Annotated in this window: 15 protein-coding genes and 1 pseudogene; 15 read left to right on the forward strand and 1 reads right to left on the reverse strand. The window is 53.1% G+C overall.

What is annotated here, in order from left to right:
• The first annotated feature begins 81 nt into the window (after window positions 1-81).
• From udk to asmA, 3 genes are all read left to right on the forward strand, one after another.
• Window positions 82-723 (forward strand): uridine kinase, encoded by a 642-nt coding sequence (gene udk / locus ABVM99_RS20360; protein WP_000132082.1) that lies wholly within the window; start codon window positions 82-84, stop codon window positions 721-723.
• A gap of 90 nt (window positions 724-813) precedes the next feature.
• Window positions 814-1,395: a dCTP deaminase gene (dcd, locus tag ABVM99_RS20365; protein ID WP_001234783.1), complete on the forward strand. Its 582-nt coding sequence runs from the start codon at window positions 814-816 to the stop codon at window positions 1,393-1,395.
• A gap of 38 nt (window positions 1,396-1,433) precedes the next feature.
• Complete coding sequence (asmA, locus tag ABVM99_RS20370; protein ID WP_023195397.1) at window positions 1,434-3,290, forward strand: outer membrane assembly protein AsmA; 1,857 nt, start codon at window positions 1,434-1,436, stop codon at window positions 3,288-3,290.
• Window positions 3,291-3,375: 85 nt separating this feature from the next.
• Here the strand turns inward: asmA and ABVM99_RS20375 are convergent, their stop codons facing one another.
• Window positions 3,376-4,956, reverse strand: coding sequence for a TerC family protein (locus ABVM99_RS20375; RefSeq protein WP_000454712.1), 1,581 nt, complete (start codon window positions 4,954-4,956; stop codon window positions 3,376-3,378).
• A gap of 674 nt (window positions 4,957-5,630) precedes the next feature.
• Here ABVM99_RS20375 and ABVM99_RS20380 point away from each other — a divergent pair.
• The 12 genes and pseudogenes from ABVM99_RS20380 to ABVM99_RS20435 all read left to right on the forward strand — a co-directional run.
• Window positions 5,631-6,770 (forward strand): polysaccharide export protein, encoded by a 1,140-nt coding sequence (locus ABVM99_RS20380; RefSeq protein WP_000978077.1) that lies wholly within the window; start codon window positions 5,631-5,633, stop codon window positions 6,768-6,770.
• Between the two features lie 5 nt (window positions 6,771-6,775).
• Complete coding sequence (gene wzb / locus ABVM99_RS20385) at window positions 6,776-7,225, forward strand: low molecular weight protein-tyrosine-phosphatase Wzb (RefSeq protein WP_000482224.1); 450 nt, start codon at window positions 6,776-6,778, stop codon at window positions 7,223-7,225.
• On the forward strand, window positions 7,222-9,381 hold the full coding sequence (gene wzc / locus ABVM99_RS20390) for a tyrosine-protein kinase Wzc (RefSeq protein ID WP_001650000.1): 2,160 nt from the start codon (window positions 7,222-7,224) through the stop codon (window positions 9,379-9,381). Before wzb ends, wzc begins: the two co-directional genes overlap by 4 nt.
• Window positions 9,382-9,467: 86 nt before the next feature.
• Window positions 9,468-10,310 (forward strand): colanic acid biosynthesis glycosyltransferase WcaA, encoded by an 843-nt coding sequence (wcaA, locus tag ABVM99_RS20395; protein WP_017442203.1) that lies wholly within the window; start codon window positions 9,468-9,470, stop codon window positions 10,308-10,310.
• Between the two features lie 2 nt (window positions 10,311-10,312).
• Window positions 10,313-10,801 (forward strand): colanic acid biosynthesis acetyltransferase WcaB, encoded by a 489-nt coding sequence (wcaB, locus tag ABVM99_RS20400; RefSeq protein ID WP_000888724.1) that lies wholly within the window; start codon window positions 10,313-10,315, stop codon window positions 10,799-10,801.
• Window positions 10,798-12,015 carry a colanic acid biosynthesis glycosyltransferase WcaC gene (wcaC, locus tag ABVM99_RS20405; protein ID WP_023195396.1) on the forward strand — a complete coding sequence of 406 codons (1,218 nt, stop codon included), beginning with the start codon at window positions 10,798-10,800 and terminating at the stop codon, window positions 12,013-12,015. The genes wcaB and wcaC overlap by 4 nt, the downstream gene beginning before the upstream one ends.
• The gene (wcaD, locus tag ABVM99_RS20410; protein ID WP_000091392.1) at window positions 11,990-13,204 is read left to right on the forward strand and encodes a colanic acid polymerase WcaD; all 1,215 of its coding nucleotides are present in this window, start codon (window positions 11,990-11,992) and stop codon (window positions 13,202-13,204) included. The genes wcaC and wcaD overlap by 26 nt, the downstream gene beginning before the upstream one ends.
• A 12-nt stretch (window positions 13,205-13,216) precedes the next feature.
• Window positions 13,217-13,963: a colanic acid biosynthesis glycosyltransferase WcaE gene (gene wcaE / locus ABVM99_RS20415; RefSeq protein WP_000480134.1), complete on the forward strand. Its 747-nt coding sequence runs from the start codon at window positions 13,217-13,219 to the stop codon at window positions 13,961-13,963.
• 15 nt (window positions 13,964-13,978) lie between these two features.
• Complete coding sequence (wcaF, locus tag ABVM99_RS20420; protein WP_001153601.1) at window positions 13,979-14,533, forward strand: colanic acid biosynthesis acetyltransferase WcaF; 555 nt, start codon at window positions 13,979-13,981, stop codon at window positions 14,531-14,533.
• Window positions 14,534-14,556: 23 nt separating this feature from the next.
• The gene (gmd, locus tag ABVM99_RS20425) at window positions 14,557-15,675 is read left to right on the forward strand and encodes a GDP-mannose 4,6-dehydratase (protein WP_020898985.1); all 1,119 of its coding nucleotides are present in this window, start codon (window positions 14,557-14,559) and stop codon (window positions 15,673-15,675) included.
• A gap of 2 nt (window positions 15,676-15,677) precedes the next feature.
• Window positions 15,678-16,643: a GDP-L-fucose synthase gene (locus ABVM99_RS20430; protein ID WP_023253845.1), complete on the forward strand. Its 966-nt coding sequence runs from the start codon at window positions 15,678-15,680 to the stop codon at window positions 16,641-16,643.
• A 2-nt stretch (window positions 16,644-16,645) separates the two neighbouring features.
• Window positions 16,646-16,946: pseudogene (locus ABVM99_RS20435) on the forward strand (GDP-mannose mannosyl hydrolase); the annotation flags it as partial.

Here is a 16,946-nt window from a genome sequence, read left to right on the forward strand (position 1 = left end):
TGCTGAAATCCCTATAATTGCCGCGTTTGGCGTTTCGGCGCCCCCCTTCCTTACATCCAGGTTAATCAGGTCGCTAAATTTATGACTGATCAGTCTCATCAGTGCGTCATTATCGGTATCGCTGGCGCATCGGCTTCCGGCAAGAGTCTTATTGCCAGTACCCTTTACCGCGAATTGCGTGAACAAGTGGGTGACGAACATATTGGCGTTATTCCCGAAGACAGTTATTACAAAGATCAAAGCCATCTGTCGATGGAAGAACGCGTAAAAACTAACTATGACCATCCGAATGCGATGGATCACAGCCTGCTATTTCAGCATCTTCAGGCGCTCAAGCGCGGTTCGGCGATTGAATTACCGGTATACAGTTATGTTGAGCATACCCGTATGCAGGAAACGGTTCGCGTAGAACCGAAGAAAGTGATTATTCTTGAAGGTATTCTGTTACTGACCGACGCGCGTTTGCGTGAAGAGATGAACTTCTCTATTTTTGTCGATACGCCGCTGGATATCTGTTTGATGCGCCGTATCAAACGCGATGTGAACGAGCGTGGTCGCTCAATGGATTCGGTGATGGCGCAATATCAGAAAACGGTGCGTCCGATGTTCCTGCAATTTATTGAGCCTTCCAAACAATATGCGGATATTATCGTGCCGCGCGGCGGTAAAAACCGCATCGCTATTGATATTCTGAAAGCGAAAATCAGCCAGTTCTTTGAATAAATCTGGCGAATTGTGTACCGTTCAGTGATAACCTGGTTAGCCCTTGATGTGCTTGATTTAAGGGCTTGATGCGCGAAAGGAGAAAGAGCCATGCGTTTATGCGACCGAGATATTGAAGCCTGGCTGGATGAAGGCCGTTTGTCTATCACCCCGCGACCTCCCGTAGAGCGCATTAACGGCGCGACGGTCGATGTACGTCTTGGCAATAAATTTCGAACCTTCCGTGGTCATACGGCGGCGTTTATCGATCTGAGCGGGCCGAAAGATGAGGTCAGCGCGGCGCTGGATCGCGTGATGAGCGATGAAATCGTTTTGCCGGACGGCGAGGCATTTTATCTGCATCCGGGCGAGTTGGCGCTGGCAGTCACCTTTGAATCCGTTACCCTGCCGCCGGATTTAGTGGGCTGGCTGGATGGTCGTTCCTCGCTGGCGCGTCTGGGGCTGATGGTGCATGTGACGGCGCACCGTATCGATCCCGGCTGGTCGGGCTGCATTGTGCTTGAGTTTTACAACTCCGGGAAGCTGCCGCTGGCGTTGCGTCCGGGTATGCTCATCGGCGCGCTGAGCTTTGAGCCGCTGTCCGGCCCGGCGGCGCGGCCTTATAACCGCCGTCAGGATGCCAAATATCGCGATCAGCAGGGCGCTGTTGCCAGCCGGATTGATAAAGACTGAGCCATTCGGCGCAATACTGCCGGTCCATTGAGGGTAGCATGAGACGATTTCTGACGACGCTGATGATTCTCCTGGTCGTGCTGGTGGCCGGATTCTCTGCGTTGGTATTGTTGGTCAATCCGAATGATTTCCGCGCCTATATGGTGCAGCAGGTTGCCGCGCGTAGTGAATATCAGTTGCAACTGGACGGACCGCTGCGCTGGCACGTATGGCCGCAACTCAGCATCCTTTCCGGGCGAATGACGCTAACGGCGCGAGGCGCCAGCGAACCGCTGGTGCGGGCTGACAATATGCGCCTGGATGTCGCTTTATGGCCGCTGTTGAGTCATCAGCTTCATGTTAAGCAGGTGATGCTGAAAGGCGGGGTGATTCAACTGACGCCGCAAACGGAAGCGGTACGCAGTGATGATGCGCCGGTCGCGCCGAAAGATAATACCTTGCCGGACGTAGCGGAAGATCGCGGCTGGTCGTTTGATATTCGTAGCCTGCGCGTTGCCGACAGCGTGCTGGTTTTCCAGCATGAAAATGATGATCAGGTCACGGTGCGCGATATTCGTCTGAATATGGAACAAGATGCCGAGCATCGCGGCACGTTTGATTTTTCGGGACGCGTGAACCGCGATCAGCGGGATCTTGCTTTATCGTTCAGCGGAACGGTGGATGCTTCCGATTATCCGCATAATTTAACCGCGGGTATTGAGCAACTGCGCTGGCAATTGCAGGGCGCGGATCTACCGGCGCAGGGGATTGAGGGGCAGGGACAACTGCAGGCGCAGTGGCAGGAGGCGCAAAAACGTCTTTCATTTAACCACTTAAATTTAACGGCGAATGACAGTTCTCTGACCGGGCATGTTCAGGTAACGCTGGCGGAGCAGCCGGAATGGCAAATTGACCTCCGGTCCAGCAGGCTTAATCTGGACAACCTGTTGCCGCATCATAGCACCGTGGCACAGACGGGCGGCGCGGTGTCGCAGGGGCAAAATACGCTCCCCCTGACCAGGCCAGTTATCGCGTCGCGTGTTGGTGCGCCGCCTTATCAGGGGCTGCAAAGCTTTACGGCGGAGATTGCTTTACAGGCGGATTCAGTTCGCTGGCGGGGAATGGACTTTACCCAGGTTTCGACGAAGATGTCTAATCAGGCCGGATTGCTGGATATCACCGAGTTGCAGGGGAAACTGGCCGACGGAGAGATGTCGCTGCCCGGCACGCTGGACGCCCGCACCGCCAGTCCGCGCATCGAATTCCACCCTCGCCTCAACCATGTTGAGATTGGGACTATCCTGAAAGCCTTCAATTATCCGATTAGCCTGACCGGTAAGATGTCGCTGGTTGGCGATTTCTCCGGGGCGGATATTGACGCGGAGGCATTTCGCCATAGCTGGAAAGGAAAAGCGCATGTTGACATGAGCAATACGCGCCTTGAAGGAATGAATTTCCAGCAACTGGTGCAGCAGGCCGTAGAGCGAAGCGGCGGCGACGCGCAGCAGTCGCAGGAAAATATGGACAATGCGACCCGACTGGATCGCTTCACGACCGATCTGACGCTAAATAAGGGCACGCTGACGCTCGACGACATGGTCGGGCAATCTTCTATGCTGGCGTTAACCGGCAGCGGAACGCTGGATCTGGTTAAGCAGAGCTGTGATACGCAATTTAATCTGCGTGTGCTGGGCGGATGGAACGGCAATAGCAATCTGATCACCTTCCTGAAAGAGACGCCGGTGCCGCTGCGCGTCTATGGCAAGTGGCAGGAGCTGAACTATACCCTGCAAGTGGATCAGTTATTGCGCAAGCATTTACAGGATGAGGCGAAGCGTCGGCTCAACGACTGGGCGGATCGCAATAAAGATACCCGCAACGGTAAAGATGTGAAGAAGCTGCTGAATAAGCTTTAGTTTTTGGCCAAAGGGCAGAGCCGGATGGCGAGGCTAACGCGCCTCCGGCCTGCCTGGTAAGCAGGCCGGGGCAGGCGAACAGACGTTACATCTCCGGGTCTGGCTCGCCGTTATGCAGCGGAATTAACTGCACTTTCTGCACTCGATGGCTTTCTACCTGCAATGTTTTCAGCAAATAATCGCCCACCTGAACCTCTTCACCGGTTTGCGGTATGCGCTGCAAATATTCCATCAATAATCCGGCAATCGTATGGTATTCCCGTTTTTCATCCAGCGGTAGCGGCACGTACTGCACCAAATCCTCCAGCGGCATATGGCCGTTTGCTGTCCAGGAACCGTCCGGGTTCTTCTGAATATCGTGGCGGGCGTCAATTTCCTCGACTTCATTCGGCAGATTACCGGCAATAGTCTCCATGACATCGCTTAATGTCACAATGCCTTCAACCGAGCCAAACTCATCTACGACAAAGGCAAAATGGGTTCTGGCGTTACGGAACTGCTCCAGCGCAGGCAGCAGCGGCAATGTTTCCGGGAAAACCAGCGGTTGGCGAATCAGCGCCCGCAGGTTGAGCGGTTCGCCGCGCAGCGATTGTTGCAACAGATCGATGACGTGGACGACGCCGAGTAAATCTTCCTGTTCATTTTCACCCGTCACGACCAGACGCGTATGCTGGTTCTTTTCCAGCAGAGCGCGGATTTCCGCTTCCGGCGCGTTGAGATCGATATGCTCGATATCGTGACGCGACGTCATGATGCTACTTACGGTGCGCTGGTTGAGATTCAGCACCCGCTCGATCATCCTGCGCTCCTGCGGATTAAAAATCTGGCTGTCGTCATGGTCTGCCAGCATCGCGGCGGTTTCGGCATCCAGTTCGGCATCCTCTTTTTTACCGCTAATCAGCCGCATCACGGCCTCCGTTGTGCGCTGGCGCAGCGTATGGTTAGCGGAAAGAAAACGGCGGCGGTTAAAAATAGCCAGTTGGTTGAGCGCCTCGATCATCACCGAGAAGCCGATAGCCGCGTACAGATACCCTTTCGGAATGTGGAAACCAAACCCTTCCGCCACCAGGCTAAAGCCGATCATTAGCAGGAAGCTAAGGCACAAAATGACAATGGTGGGATGGTTGTTCACAAATCGGGTCAGGGACTTGCTGGCGAGCAGCATCAGGCTAATGGCGATTATCACTGCCGCCATCATGACCGCCAGGTGATCGACCATCCCCACGGCGGTAATCACGGAGTCGAGAGAAAAGATAGCGTCCAGCACCACGATTTGCGCGACCACCGCCCAGAATTTCGCCCCCTTACGCTGGGTAGGGTTGGCGCTATCTTTCCCTTCCAGCCGTTCGTTGAGCTCCATGGTGGCTTTAAAGAGCAGGAAGAAGCCGCCGAACAGCATAATCAGATCGCGGGCGCTGAAGCTTAACGCCTGTACGCTAAAGAGCGGCTTAGTCAAGGTGACCAGCCACGAGATTGACGCCAGCAGCAGCAGGCGCATGATCATCGCCAGTATCAGGCCGGTAATGCGCGCGCGGTCGCGCTGCCCCGGCGGTAGTTTTTCAGCGAGGATGGCAATAAAGACCAGGTTATCAATGCCGAGAACAAGTTCGATAACGATTAACGTTACCAGTCCGGCCCAGATTGACGGATCGGCAATCCATTCCATAGTAAGAGCAATACCTTCTGTAATATGACAATTGTCACAATTCGATCATGGATAATACGGCGGAAAAATGCAATGCCGCAGAGCAATTTATCTTTGTTACGCGGCTATAAAATAACTTTAAAATAGCCGTAATGTTTCTGTCAGAAACTAAATAATGTCAAGAATATATTTAGGAAATATCGCAGGTGGAGTGGAGTAAATAAATATTGTCAACATCAATAAAATCCTAAAATCATCTGTTAATTCATTTAATATTAATCTTAAAAATATAGAATGGCGGGTTTGTTACCTTGCCTGTCATTAGGTTAGCTGCAACAATTCTTGCAGGATTAAGATAGCGCTCTTAAATATCCTGTCACGACATCGAGAAAACTATTAATACGTAACTTTTATTTCGCTGAAGATTTTTATCTGAACGAGGATGAAATCGGAGGGGAATGCGAAAATTTAGAATAATCAGTGTATTGGTAGCTAAGAAGCCAGGGGCGGTAGCGTGCCTGAAAGCCTGAATATAAGCCTTTATTATTCTGTCAATAGCCTGCGGATGAATTGATTTTTTTTCAGAATGATGCCAGTTAATTTTCTCTGCCATTAACTGCAAGGTAAATGTGCACGGACGAAGCCGCTATTTAAATTGCACAGGATAATGACTCTGCCAAAGTGATAAATAATCAATGATGAAATCCAAAATGAAATTGATGCCATTATTGGCGTCGCTCAGCTTGATAAGTGGTTGCACAGTACTTCCGGGCAGCAATATGTCTACGATGGGGAAAGATGTGATCAAACAGCAAGACGCTGACTTTGATCTCGACCGGATGGTCAATGTGTATCCGCTGACGCCACGGCTGGTTGAGCAATTACGCCCGCGGCCCAATGTCGCGCAACCGAATATGTCGCTGGACCAGGAGATTGCCAGCTATCAGTATCGCGTCGGGCCTGGCGATGTGCTGAATGTCACCGTCTGGGATCACCCGGAATTGACCACGCCAGCAGGCCAGTACCGTAGCTCAAGCGATACCGGCAACTGGGTACAGCCGGACGGCACCATGTTTTATCCCTACATTGGCAAGGTTAGCGTCGTCGGTAAAACTTTGTCAGAGATTCGCAGCGATATTACCGGGCGTTTAGCGAAGTACATCGCGGACCCACAGGTGGATGTCAATATCGCCGCTTTCCGCTCGCAAAAAGCGTATATCTCCGGCCAGGTGAATAAATCCGGTCAGCAGGCCATTACTAACGTACCGCTAACCGTCCTGGATGCGATTAACGCTGCGGGCGGCCTGACCGATATGGCGGACTGGCGCAACGTCGTGTTGACGCACAACGGCAAAGAACAGCGCATTTCGCTACAGGCGCTGATGCAAAATGGCGATCTTAGCCAGAACCGCTTGCTCTACCCTGGCGACATTCTGTATGTGCCGCGCAATGACGATCTGAAAGTCTTTGTCATGGGCGAAGTGAAAAAACAGAGCACCCTCAAAATGGATTTCAGCGGCATGACGCTCACCGAAGCATTAGGCAATGCGGAAGGCATCGATCTGACCACCTCCAACGCCAGCGGCATTTTTGTGATTCGTCCGTTGAAAGGCGAGGGGGGACGCGGCGGCAAGATCGCCAATATCTACCAGCTTGATATGTCTGACGCCACGTCATTGGTGATGGCGACGGAATTCCGACTTCAGCCTTACGATGTGGTGTACGTCACGACCGCGCCGGTTGCTCGCTGGAACCGTCTGATCAATCAGTTGCTGCCGACCATTAGCGGTGTCCGTTATATGACGGATACGGCCAGCGACATTCATTCCTGGTAATCGTTATGTTTAACAAAATCTTAGTGGTCTGTGTGGGGAATGTTTGCCGTTCCCCGACGGCGGAACGTTTGCTAAAGCGCTTTCATCCCTCGCTGACGGTTGCGTCTGCCGGATTAGGCGCGCTGGTCGGCAAAGGCGCCGATCCTGCGGCGGCGAGCGTGGCGAGCGCCCACGATCTGTCTTTGGAAAATCACTGCGCAAGGCAAATTTCCGCGCGTCTGTGCCGGGAATATGACCTGATTCTGACGATGGAGAAACGTCACATCGCCGCCCTGTGCGACATTGCGCCGGAAATGCGCGGCAAGGTAATGCTGTTTGGTCACTGGGACAGCGAGCGTGAAATACCGGACCCGTATCGCAAAAGCCGCGATGCGTTTGAGGCGGTGTACACATTACTGGAAAGGTCTGCCCGCCAGTGGGCGCAGGCACTGAATGCAGAGCAGGGAAAACCATGACAGAAAAAGTAAAACAATCTGCGGCGGTTACGGGTAGCGATGAAATCGATATCGGGCGCCTGGTCGGAACGGTGATTGAAGCGCGTTGGTGGGTGTTGGGGACGACGGCCATATTTGCGCTGTGCGCGGTAATTTATACGTTCTTCGCCACGCCCATCTATAGCGCCGATGCGTTGGTGCAGATTGAACAAAACGCCGGTAATTCGCTGGTACAGGATATCAACAGCGCATTAGCGAATAAGCCGCCGGCTTCCGATGCGGAAATTCAGCTCATTCGATCGCGTCTGGTGCTGGGGAAGACCGTTGACGATCTGGATCTGGATATTGCCGTCACCAAAAACACCTTTCCGCTGTTCGGCGCCGGGTGGGAGCGGCTGATGGGGCGTCACAATGAAAGAGTGAAAGTCACGACATTCACCCGACCAGAGACGATGAGCGGACAGATCTTCACCCTCAAAGTGCTGGGCGACAAACGTTATCAGTTGGTTAGCGACGGCGGATTTAGCGCGCAGGGCGTTGTGGGCCAGCCACTTAATAAAGACGGCGTGACGATGCAGATAGAGGCGATTGACGCCCGTCCTGATACGGAATTTACGGTGAGTAAATTCTCAACGCTTGGCATGATTAATAACCTGCAAAATAACCTCACCGTAACGGAAACCGGCAAAGATACCGGCGTTCTGAGCCTGACGTTCACGGGAGAGGATCGCGACCAGATCCGCGAAATTCTCAACAGTATTACCCGTAACTATCTGCAACAGGATATTGCGCGGAAATCTGAAGAGGCGGGGAAGAGTCTGGCGTTTCTGGCAAAACAACTGCCGGAAGTCCGTAGCCGTCTGGATGTGGCGGAAAACAAGCTAAACGCTTTCCGCCAGGATAAAGACTCGGTGGATTTACCGCTGGAGGCGAAGGCGGTGCTCGATTCGATGGTTAATATCGACGCCCAGTTGAATGAGTTGACGTTTAAAGAGGCGGAAATTTCCAAGCTCTTTACCAAAGCGCATCCGGCTTACCGCACCCTGCTGGAAAAACGTAAAGCGCTGGAAGATGAAAAAGCCAAACTGAACGGGCGGGTGACGGCAATGCCGAAAACCCAGCAGGAGATTGTGCGTTTGACCCGCGATGTGGAGTCCGGCCAGCAGGTCTATATGCAACTGCTTAATAAACAGCAGGAGCTGAAAATCACCGAAGCCAGCACCGTTGGCGACGTACGCATCGTTGACCCGGCGATTACCCAGCCGGGCGTGCTGAAGCCGAAAAAGGCGTTGATTATTCTCGGCAGCATTATTCTGGGATTAATGTTATCGATTGTCGGCGTGCTGCTGCGCTCGTTGTTTAATCGCGGTATCGAAAGCCCGCAGGCGCTGGAAGAGCACGGGATCAGCGTCTATGCCAGTATTCCGCTGTCGGAATGGCAAAAAGCGCGCGATAGCGTCAAAACCATTAAAGGGATTAAGCGTTACAAGCAGAGCCAACTGCTGGCGGTGGGCAATCCGACCGATCTGGCGATTGAGGCGATTCGCAGCCTGCGCACCAGCCTGCATTTTGCCATGATGCAGGCGCAAAATAATGTACTCATGCTCACAGGCGTCAGCCCCTCTATCGGCAAAACCTTTGTTTGCGCCAACCTGGCGGCCGTCATCAGCCAGACGCATAAACGGGTATTACTGATCGACTGCGATATGCGTAAGGGCTACACCCATGAACTGCTCGGCACCAATAACGTGGACGGCTTATCTGACATTCTGGCGGGCAAAGGCGAGATAGCCTCCTGCGCGAAACCCACGGCGATCGCTAATTTTGATCTTATTCCGCGCGGTCAGGTGCCGCCTAATCCATCGGAACTGCTGATGAGCGAGCGCTTCGGCGAGCTGATCGCCTGGGCAAGCAGCCGCTACGACCTGGTATTAATCGACACGCCGCCGATTCTGGCCGTGACGGACGCCGCGATTGTGGGTCGTCACGTCGGGACGACGCTGATGGTGGCGCGTTATGCCGTCAACACTTTAAAAGAGGTGGAAACCAGTCTGAGCCGTTTTGACCAGAATGGCATTCAGGTCAAAGGCGTCATTCTCAACTCCATTTTCCGCCGGGCGACGGGCTACCAGGATTATGGCTATTACGAGTATGAATACCAGTCAGATTCCAAATAAAAAATAAGGCGTGCCGGATGGCGCGGCCTGTGACTGTAGGCCGGACAAGCGTAGCGCCATGCGGCAAAACTATCTGGGGAATAAGCATGACAACAGAAACTCCGCTGATCTCAATTTATATGCCAACCTGGAACAGGCAGCAGTTGGCTATCCGGGCGATTAAATCAGTACTACGTCAGGACTACCGTCACTGGGAGATGATCATCGTGGATGATTGCTCCTCATCTTATCAGCAGCTACAACAATTTGTTGAGGAGCTGAACGACCCGCGCGTCCGTTATACCCATAACGCCAGGAATACCGGCGCCTGCGCGGTTCGCAACCAGGCCATTATGCAGGCGCAAGGGCACTACATTACCGGTATTGATGATGACGATGAATGGACGCCCAACCGTCTGAGCGTGTTTCTGGCCCATAAACACCAGTTGACTACGCACGCCTTTTTGTATGCCAACGACTATGTGTGCGAGGGCGAGGTCTACTCTCAGCCTGCCAGCCTGCCGCTGTATCCGAAATCCCCTTATTCGCGCCGCTTATTCTACAAGCGCAATATTATTGGCAATCAGGTTTTTACCTGGGCCTGGCGTTTTAAAGCGTGTTTGTTCGATACCGAACTCAAGGCGGCGCAGGATTACGACATTTTTCTGCGCATGGTGGTGGAGTATGGCGAACCGTGGAAAGTTGAAGAGGCGACGCAAATTTTACATATCAACCACGGCGAGATGCAGATTACCTCTTCGCCGAAAAAGTTCTCCGGCTATTTCCATTTTTATCGTAAGCACAAAGATAAATTCGATCGCGCCAGCAAAAAATACCAGCTTTTTACGCTGTACCAAATTCGCAATAAGCGAATGACCTGGCGCACGTTGCTGACGTTGCTCTCCGTGCGTAACAGCAAACGCCTGGCGGCCGGGCTGCGGGGGCGATAACGATGCTGGAAGACTTACGCGCGAATAGCTGGAGCTTACGCCCCTGTTGCATGGTGCTGGCCTACCGTATCGCTCATTTTTGTTCCGTCTGGCGCAAAAAGAATGTGCTGAATAATCTGTGGGCCGCGCCGGTGCTGGTGCTGTATCGCGTGATCACGGAATGCCTGTTCGGGTATGAAATCCAGGCCGCCGCGACCATTGGTCGGCGGTTCACTATCCATCATGGTTACGCGGTAGTGATCAACAAACATGTCGTCGCCGGCGACGATTTTACCATTCGCCACGGCGTCACCATTGGCAATCGCGGCGCGGACAGCCTGGCTTGTCCGGTGATTGGTCACGGCGTTGAGCTGGGGGCGAATGTCATCCTGCTTGGCGATATTACTATCGGTAATCACGTCACGATTGGCGCGGGTAGCGTGGTGCTTGACAGTATTCCGGACCATGCGCTGGTGGTGGGAGAAAAAGCACGGGTGAAGGTCAGCACATGAATATTCTGCAATTTAATGTACGGCTGGCGGAAGGCGGCGCGGCGGGAGTGGCGTTGGATCTCCATCTGCGGGCGCTGCAAAAAGGGCTGACGTCACGTTTTGTCTATGGTTATGGCAAAGGCGGAAAAAAAAGCGTCAGCCACCACCGTTATCCGCAGGTGATAAAACAGACGCCGCGCGGCACGGCAATCGCTAATATCGCGCTGTTTCGTTTCCTGAATCGCGATCTGTTTGGCAATCTCGACAATCTTTACCGCACGGTTATCCAGACATCCGGCCCGCTGGTGCTGCATTTTCATGTTCTCCACAGTTACTGGCTAAACCTGGCGGACATCGTGACGTTTTGCGAAAAAGTCAAAGCGCAAAAAACGGACGTCACGCTGGTCTGGACGTTGCACGATCACTGGAGCGTCACCGGGCGTTGCGCCTTCACCGACGGTTGCGAGGGCTGGAAAAGCGGCTGCCAAAAATGCCCGACCCTAAGCAATTATCCGCCGGTCAGGGTGGATCGGGCGCACCAGCTTATTGACGGCAAACGTCAGCGCTTTCGTGACATGCTGCGGCTGGGCTGCCGGTTTATTTCACCGAGCCAGCACGTGGCCGAGGCCTTTAACAGCGTTTATGGCGCGGGGCGCTGCCAGATTATTAACAACGGTATCGATCTGGCGACCGAGGCGATTCTCGCGCAGCTATCACCTGTGCCGCTGAATCCGGGCAAACCGCGGATCGCCATTGTGGCGCATGACTTGCGTTATGACGGCAAAACTGACCAGCGTCTGGTACACGACATGATGGCGCTGGGCGAAAAAATTGAACTGCATACCTTCGGTAAATTTTCGCCTTTTACCGGCCAAAACGTTGTTAATCACGGTTTTGAAACCGATAAGCGTAAATTAATGAGCGCGCTCAATGAGATGGATGCGCTGGTCTTTAGCTCGCGGGTCGATAACTATCCGTTGATCTTGTGTGAAGCGCTCTCGATCGGCGTACCGGTAATCGCCACCCACAGCGAGGCGGCGCAGGAGGTGATGGCGAAATCCGGCGGCCAGACTTTTGCCGCTACAGATGTACTGCGCCTGGCGCAGCGGCGTAAGCCAGAGATTGCTCAGGCGGTATTTGGCACAACACTGGACGCCTTTCGTATGCGTAGCCGCGTCGCGTACAGCGGTCAACAGATGCTGGAGGAGTATGTCTCGTTCTATCAGAATCTGTAGCTATCTGCTGCTGCCGCTGATCTACCTACTGGTCAATGTCAAGATTGCCCAACTGGGGGAAAGCTTTCCCATTACCATCGTCACTTTTTTACCGCTGTTGCTGCTGTTATTTGTGGAACGCATTAGCGTAAAAAAATTAATGATCGCCTTAGGCATCGGCGCGGGGCTTACGGCATTTAACTTCTTGTTCGGCCAGTCGCTGAATGCCGGTAAATATGTCACGTCCACGATGCTGTTTGTCTATATTGTGGTCATTATCGGGATGGTCTGGAGTATCCGATTCAAAACCATTTCCGCGCATAACCACCGAAAGATTTTGCGTTTTTTTTATCTGGTGGTGGGTATAGTGGTCGCGCTCGCCGCGGTTGAGATGGCGCAAATTATCCTTACCGGCGGCAGCAGTATTATGGAAGGAATTTCGAAATATCTCATTTACAGTAATAGCTACGTACTGAACTTCATAAAATTTGGCGGTAAGCGTACCACTGCACTTTATTTTGAACCGGCATTTTTCGCTTTGGCACTAATCTCAATTTGGCTGAGCATCAAACAGTTTGGTATCAAAACACCGAAAAGCGATGCTATGATTCTGGCAGGGATAATATTATCAGGATCATTTTCAGGGGTAATGACCTTTATCCTGTTTTACCTTCTGGAGTGGGCGTTCCAATATTTGAATAAGGATGCGATAAAGAAAAAACTTCCACTGGCGCTGGTCTCATTAACCCTGTTTTTGGTTGGGGTAATTATTGCATTTCCTTATATCGCGACACGACTTGGCGATTTAGGGACGGAAGGCTCATCTTCTTATTATCGTATTGTGGGCCCGTTAGTCATGGTCGGATATTCCTTGACCCATATTGATGGTGTAGTCAGATTTGGCTCACTTTATGAATATGTTGCATCATTCGGAATCTTTAACGGTGCGGATGTCGGGAAAACCATAGACAATGGATTGTATCTGCTGATTATTTATTTTTCCTGGTTCGCAGTGCTAATGACGCTGTGGTATATGGGGAAAGTTTTAAAAATGGCGCTAAATGCGTTTGGCGATAATCGTAATTTTCGGGTGCAGCTCTATCTTTTTACGCCGGTGTCGCTGTTTTTTACCGGTTCAATATTTAGCCCGGAATATGCTTTTTTAATCGTCTGTCCGTTCATTTTGCGCAAGGCGTTAAAAATTTCATAACGGGGTGGTGGCATGTTTTTAAGCGTCGTTACCGTCGCCTTTCGCAATTACGAAGGGGTGGTAAAAACCTGGCGCTCGCTGCGCAATCTGGCGCGCGATCCGGGTCTGTCATTTGAATGGATCGTAGTGGATGGCGGTTCGGAGGACGGCACGCGCGAATTTCTGCAAAAACGTCACGGTGAGTTTAACCTGCGTTTTATCAGTGAAAAGGATCGCGGTATTTATGATGCCATGAACAAAGGCATTGCGCTGGCGCAGGGGCGCTATACCCTGTTTCTTAATTCCGGTGATGCGTTCCATGATGATGCCGCGCTGTTTGTCCGCCAACTGGCGCGGCAAAAGGGCGAGGCGATGTATATTGGCGACGCGCTGCTGGATTTCGGCGGCGGGCATAAAATACGCCGGAAGGCTAAACCCGGGTATTATATCTACCATAGTTTGCCAGCCAGCCATCAGGCGATATTTTTCCCGACGGTAGCGTTAAAAAAGTATCCTTATGATCTGCAATATCATGTCTCTTCAGATTATGCGCTGGCGGCCCGTCTCTATAAAGCAGGCTATCCTTTTCGACGAATTAACGGACTGGTATCTGAATTTTCGATGGGCGGCGTGTCAACCTCGAATAATCTGGAATTATGTCAGGATGCAAAAAACGTACAGCGAAAAATATTACGTGTGCCAGGGTTTTGGGCGCAATTATCCTATTTATTACGTCTGAAAACGACGGGTAAAACAAAAGCGCGGTATAACAAAGTCTAATCACCGGGAGTTATTATGCAGGATCTTAGCGGCTTTACGGTGCCGAAGGGGTTCCGCGGCGCTAATGCGCTAAAAGTACAATTATGGTGGGCGGTACAGGCGACATTATTCGCCGGGTCGCCGCAAATATTGTATCGCTGGCGAGCCTTTTTGCTGCGTCTGTTTGGCGCCAAAATTGGAAAGAATGTGGTTATTCGACCGTCAGTAAAAATTACCTACCCGTGGAAATTAACCGTCGGCGATTATGCCTGGGTAGGCGACGACGCTGTGTTATATACGTTGGGTGAAATTAATATTGGCGCACATGCGGTTATTTCACAAAAAGGGTATTTGTGTACCGGTAGCCATGATTATACCAGCGCCCATTTCGATATTAACGCCGCGCCGATTGTTATTGGCGAAAAATGTTGGCTGGCAACCGATGTTTTTGTCGCGCCCGGCGTGATGATAGGTCATGGCACCGTCGTCGGCGCGCGCAGCAGCGTATTTAAATCATTACCGGCAAATGCGATTTGTCGGGGCAATCCCGCAGTGGTAACGCGCCAGCGCGTTCAGAAAGTTACTCCCTAACGGGACTATTTGAGGAAATGAAAATGTCAAAAGTCGCTCTCATTACTGGCGTAACCGGACAGGATGGGTCTTACCTGGCAGAATTTCTGCTGGAAAAAGGGTATGAGGTGCATGGTATCAAGCGCCGCGCGTCATCGTTTAATACCGAGCGCGTGGACCATATTTATCAGGACCCGCACAGTTGCAACCCGAAATTTCATCTGCATTATGGCGACCTGACCGACGCCTCCAACCTGACCCGCATTTTACAGGAAGTGCAGCCGGATGAGGTCTACAACCTGGGCGCGATGAGCCATGTGGCGGTGTCGTTTGAGTCGCCGGAATATACGGCCGATGTGGATGCGATGGGCACGCTGCGCCTGCTGGAGGCGATCCGCTTCCTCGGTCTTGAAAAGAAAACGCGGTTCTACCAGGCCTCCACCTCTGAACTGTACGGGCTGGTGCAGGAGATCCCGCAGAAAGAGACCACGCCGTTCTACCCGCGTTCCCCCTATGCGGTGGCGAAACTGTACGCCTACTGGATCACCGTCAACTACCGTGAATCCTACGGTATTTACGCCTGTAACGGCATTCTGTTTAACCACGAGTCCCCGCGTCGCGGCGAAACCTTCGTCACCCGTAAGATCACCCGCGCCATCGCCAATATCGCCCAGGGACTGGAGTCCTGCCTGTATCTCGGCAACATGGACTCGCTGCGCGACTGGGGCCATGCGAAAGATTACGTGCGGATGCAGTGGATGATGTTACAGCAGGAGCAGCCGGAAGATTTCGTGATTGCCACCGGCGTGCAGTATTCCGTACGCCAGTTTGTGGAGCTGGCGGCGGCGCAACTGGGGATAAAACTGCGCTTTGAAGGCGAAGGCATTAATGAGAAAGGGATCGTGGTATCCGTTACCGGACACGATGCGCCGGGCGTGAAACCGGGGGATGTGATTGTGGCCGTTGATCCGCGTTATTTCCGTCCGGCGGAAGTGGAAACCCTGCTGGGCGACCCGTCCAAAGCGCATGAGAAACTGGGCTGGAAACCGGAAATCACCCTGTCGGAGATGGTCTCCGAGATGGTGGCGAACGATCTGGAGGCCGCGAAAAAACACTCACTGCTGAAATCTCACGGATTCGATGTAAATTTATCTTTGGAATGACCATGACCAAGCAACGAATTTTTGTGGCGGGCCATCGCGGGATGGTGGGCTCCGCGATTGTACGGCAGCTTGCGCAGCGCGGCGACGTGGAGCTGGTGCTGCGCACCCGCGATGAGCTGGATCTGCTCGACGGGCGCGCGGTACAGGCGTTCTTTGCCGGGGCGGGTATCGACCAGGTTTATCTGGCGGCGGCGAAAGTGGGCGGCATTGTCGCCAACAACACGTATCCGGCGGATTTTATTTATGAAAACATGATGATAGAGAGCAACATTATTCACGCCGCGCACCTGCACAACGTGAACAAACTGCTGTTTCTCGGTTCGTCCTGTATCTATCCGAAACTGGCAAGGCAGCCGATGGCGGAAAGCGAGCTGCTGCAGGGGACGCTGGAGCCGACCAACGAGCCGTATGCCATCGCCAAGATCGCCGGGATTAAACTGTGCGAGTCCTACAACCGGCAGTACGGTCGCGACTACCGTTCGGTGATGCCGACCAACCTGTACGGCCCGCATGACAATTTCCATCCGGACAATTCACATGTGATCCCGGCGCTGCTGCGCCGCTTTCATGAGGCCGCGCAGAGCCACGCGCCGGAGGTGGTGGTGTGGGGCAGCGGCACGCCGATGCGTGAATTTCTGCACGTTGACGATATGGCGGCGGCCAGTATTCACGTGATGGAGCTGGCGCGCGAAGTGTGGCAGGAGAACACTGCCCCGATGCTGTCGCACATTAACGTCGGCACTGGCGTGGACTGCACTATCCGCGAACTGGCGCAGACTATCGCAAAGGTGGTGGGTTACCAGGGCCGGGTGGTGTTCGACGCCGCGAAGCCGGACGGCACGCCGCGTAAATTGCTCGACGTCACGCGCCTGCATCAGCTTGGCTGGTATCACGAAATTTCACTGGAGGCAGGGCTTGCCGGTACTTACCAGTGGTTCCTTGAGAATCAGCAACGGTTCCGGGGGTGACAATGTTTTTACGTCAGGAAGATTTCGCCGCCGTGGTGCGGGCCACGCCCCTCATCTCCCTCGATTTCATTGTGGAAAACGGCCAGGGGGAAATTTTACTGGGCCAGCGTCTCAACCGTCCGGCGCAGGGCTACTGGTTTGTGCCGGGGGGCGGGTGTGCAAAGACGAAACGCTGGAGGCCGCCTTTGCACGCCTGACGCAGGCGGAACTGGGCGTGCGTCTGCCGCTGGCGGCAGGGACGTTTTATGGCGTCTGGCAGCACTTCTATGACGACAACTTTTCCGGTGAGGATTTTTCAACTCA

It is taken from the genome of Salmonella sp. SJTUF15591 (assembly GCF_043356435.1).
Taxonomy (GTDB): domain Bacteria; phylum Pseudomonadota; class Gammaproteobacteria; order Enterobacterales; family Enterobacteriaceae; genus Salmonella; species Salmonella enterica.

Coding starts and splice junctions, on each gene's coding strand:
- wzc (WP_001650000.1), top strand. CDS start 7,222: ATGACAGAAAAAGTAAAACAATCTGCGGCGGTTACGGGTAGCGATGAA.
- wcaF (WP_001153601.1), top strand. CDS start 13,979: ATGCAGGATCTTAGCGGCTTTACGGTGCCGAAGGGGTTCCGCGGCGCT.
- asmA (WP_023195397.1), top strand. CDS start 1,434: ATGAGACGATTTCTGACGACGCTGATGATTCTCCTGGTCGTGCTGGTG.
- wcaB (WP_000888724.1), top strand. CDS start 10,313: ATGCTGGAAGACTTACGCGCGAATAGCTGGAGCTTACGCCCCTGTTGC.
- ABVM99_RS20380 (WP_000978077.1), top strand. CDS start 5,631: ATGATGAAATCCAAAATGAAATTGATGCCATTATTGGCGTCGCTCAGC.
- wcaC (WP_023195396.1), top strand. CDS start 10,798: ATGAATATTCTGCAATTTAATGTACGGCTGGCGGAAGGCGGCGCGGCG.
- gmd (WP_020898985.1), top strand. CDS start 14,557: ATGTCAAAAGTCGCTCTCATTACTGGCGTAACCGGACAGGATGGGTCT.
- wcaA (WP_017442203.1), top strand. CDS start 9,468: ATGACAACAGAAACTCCGCTGATCTCAATTTATATGCCAACCTGGAAC.
- ABVM99_RS20430 (WP_023253845.1), top strand. CDS start 15,678: ATGACCAAGCAACGAATTTTTGTGGCGGGCCATCGCGGGATGGTGGGC.
- ABVM99_RS20375 (WP_000454712.1), bottom strand. CDS start 4,956: ATGGAATGGATTGCCGATCCGTCAATCTGGGCCGGACTGGTAACGTTA.
- wcaD (WP_000091392.1), top strand. CDS start 11,990: ATGTCTCGTTCTATCAGAATCTGTAGCTATCTGCTGCTGCCGCTGATC.
- dcd (WP_001234783.1), top strand. CDS start 814: ATGCGTTTATGCGACCGAGATATTGAAGCCTGGCTGGATGAAGGCCGT.
- wcaE (WP_000480134.1), top strand. CDS start 13,217: ATGTTTTTAAGCGTCGTTACCGTCGCCTTTCGCAATTACGAAGGGGTG.
- wzb (WP_000482224.1), top strand. CDS start 6,776: ATGTTTAACAAAATCTTAGTGGTCTGTGTGGGGAATGTTTGCCGTTCC.
- udk (WP_000132082.1), top strand. CDS start 82: ATGACTGATCAGTCTCATCAGTGCGTCATTATCGGTATCGCTGGCGCA.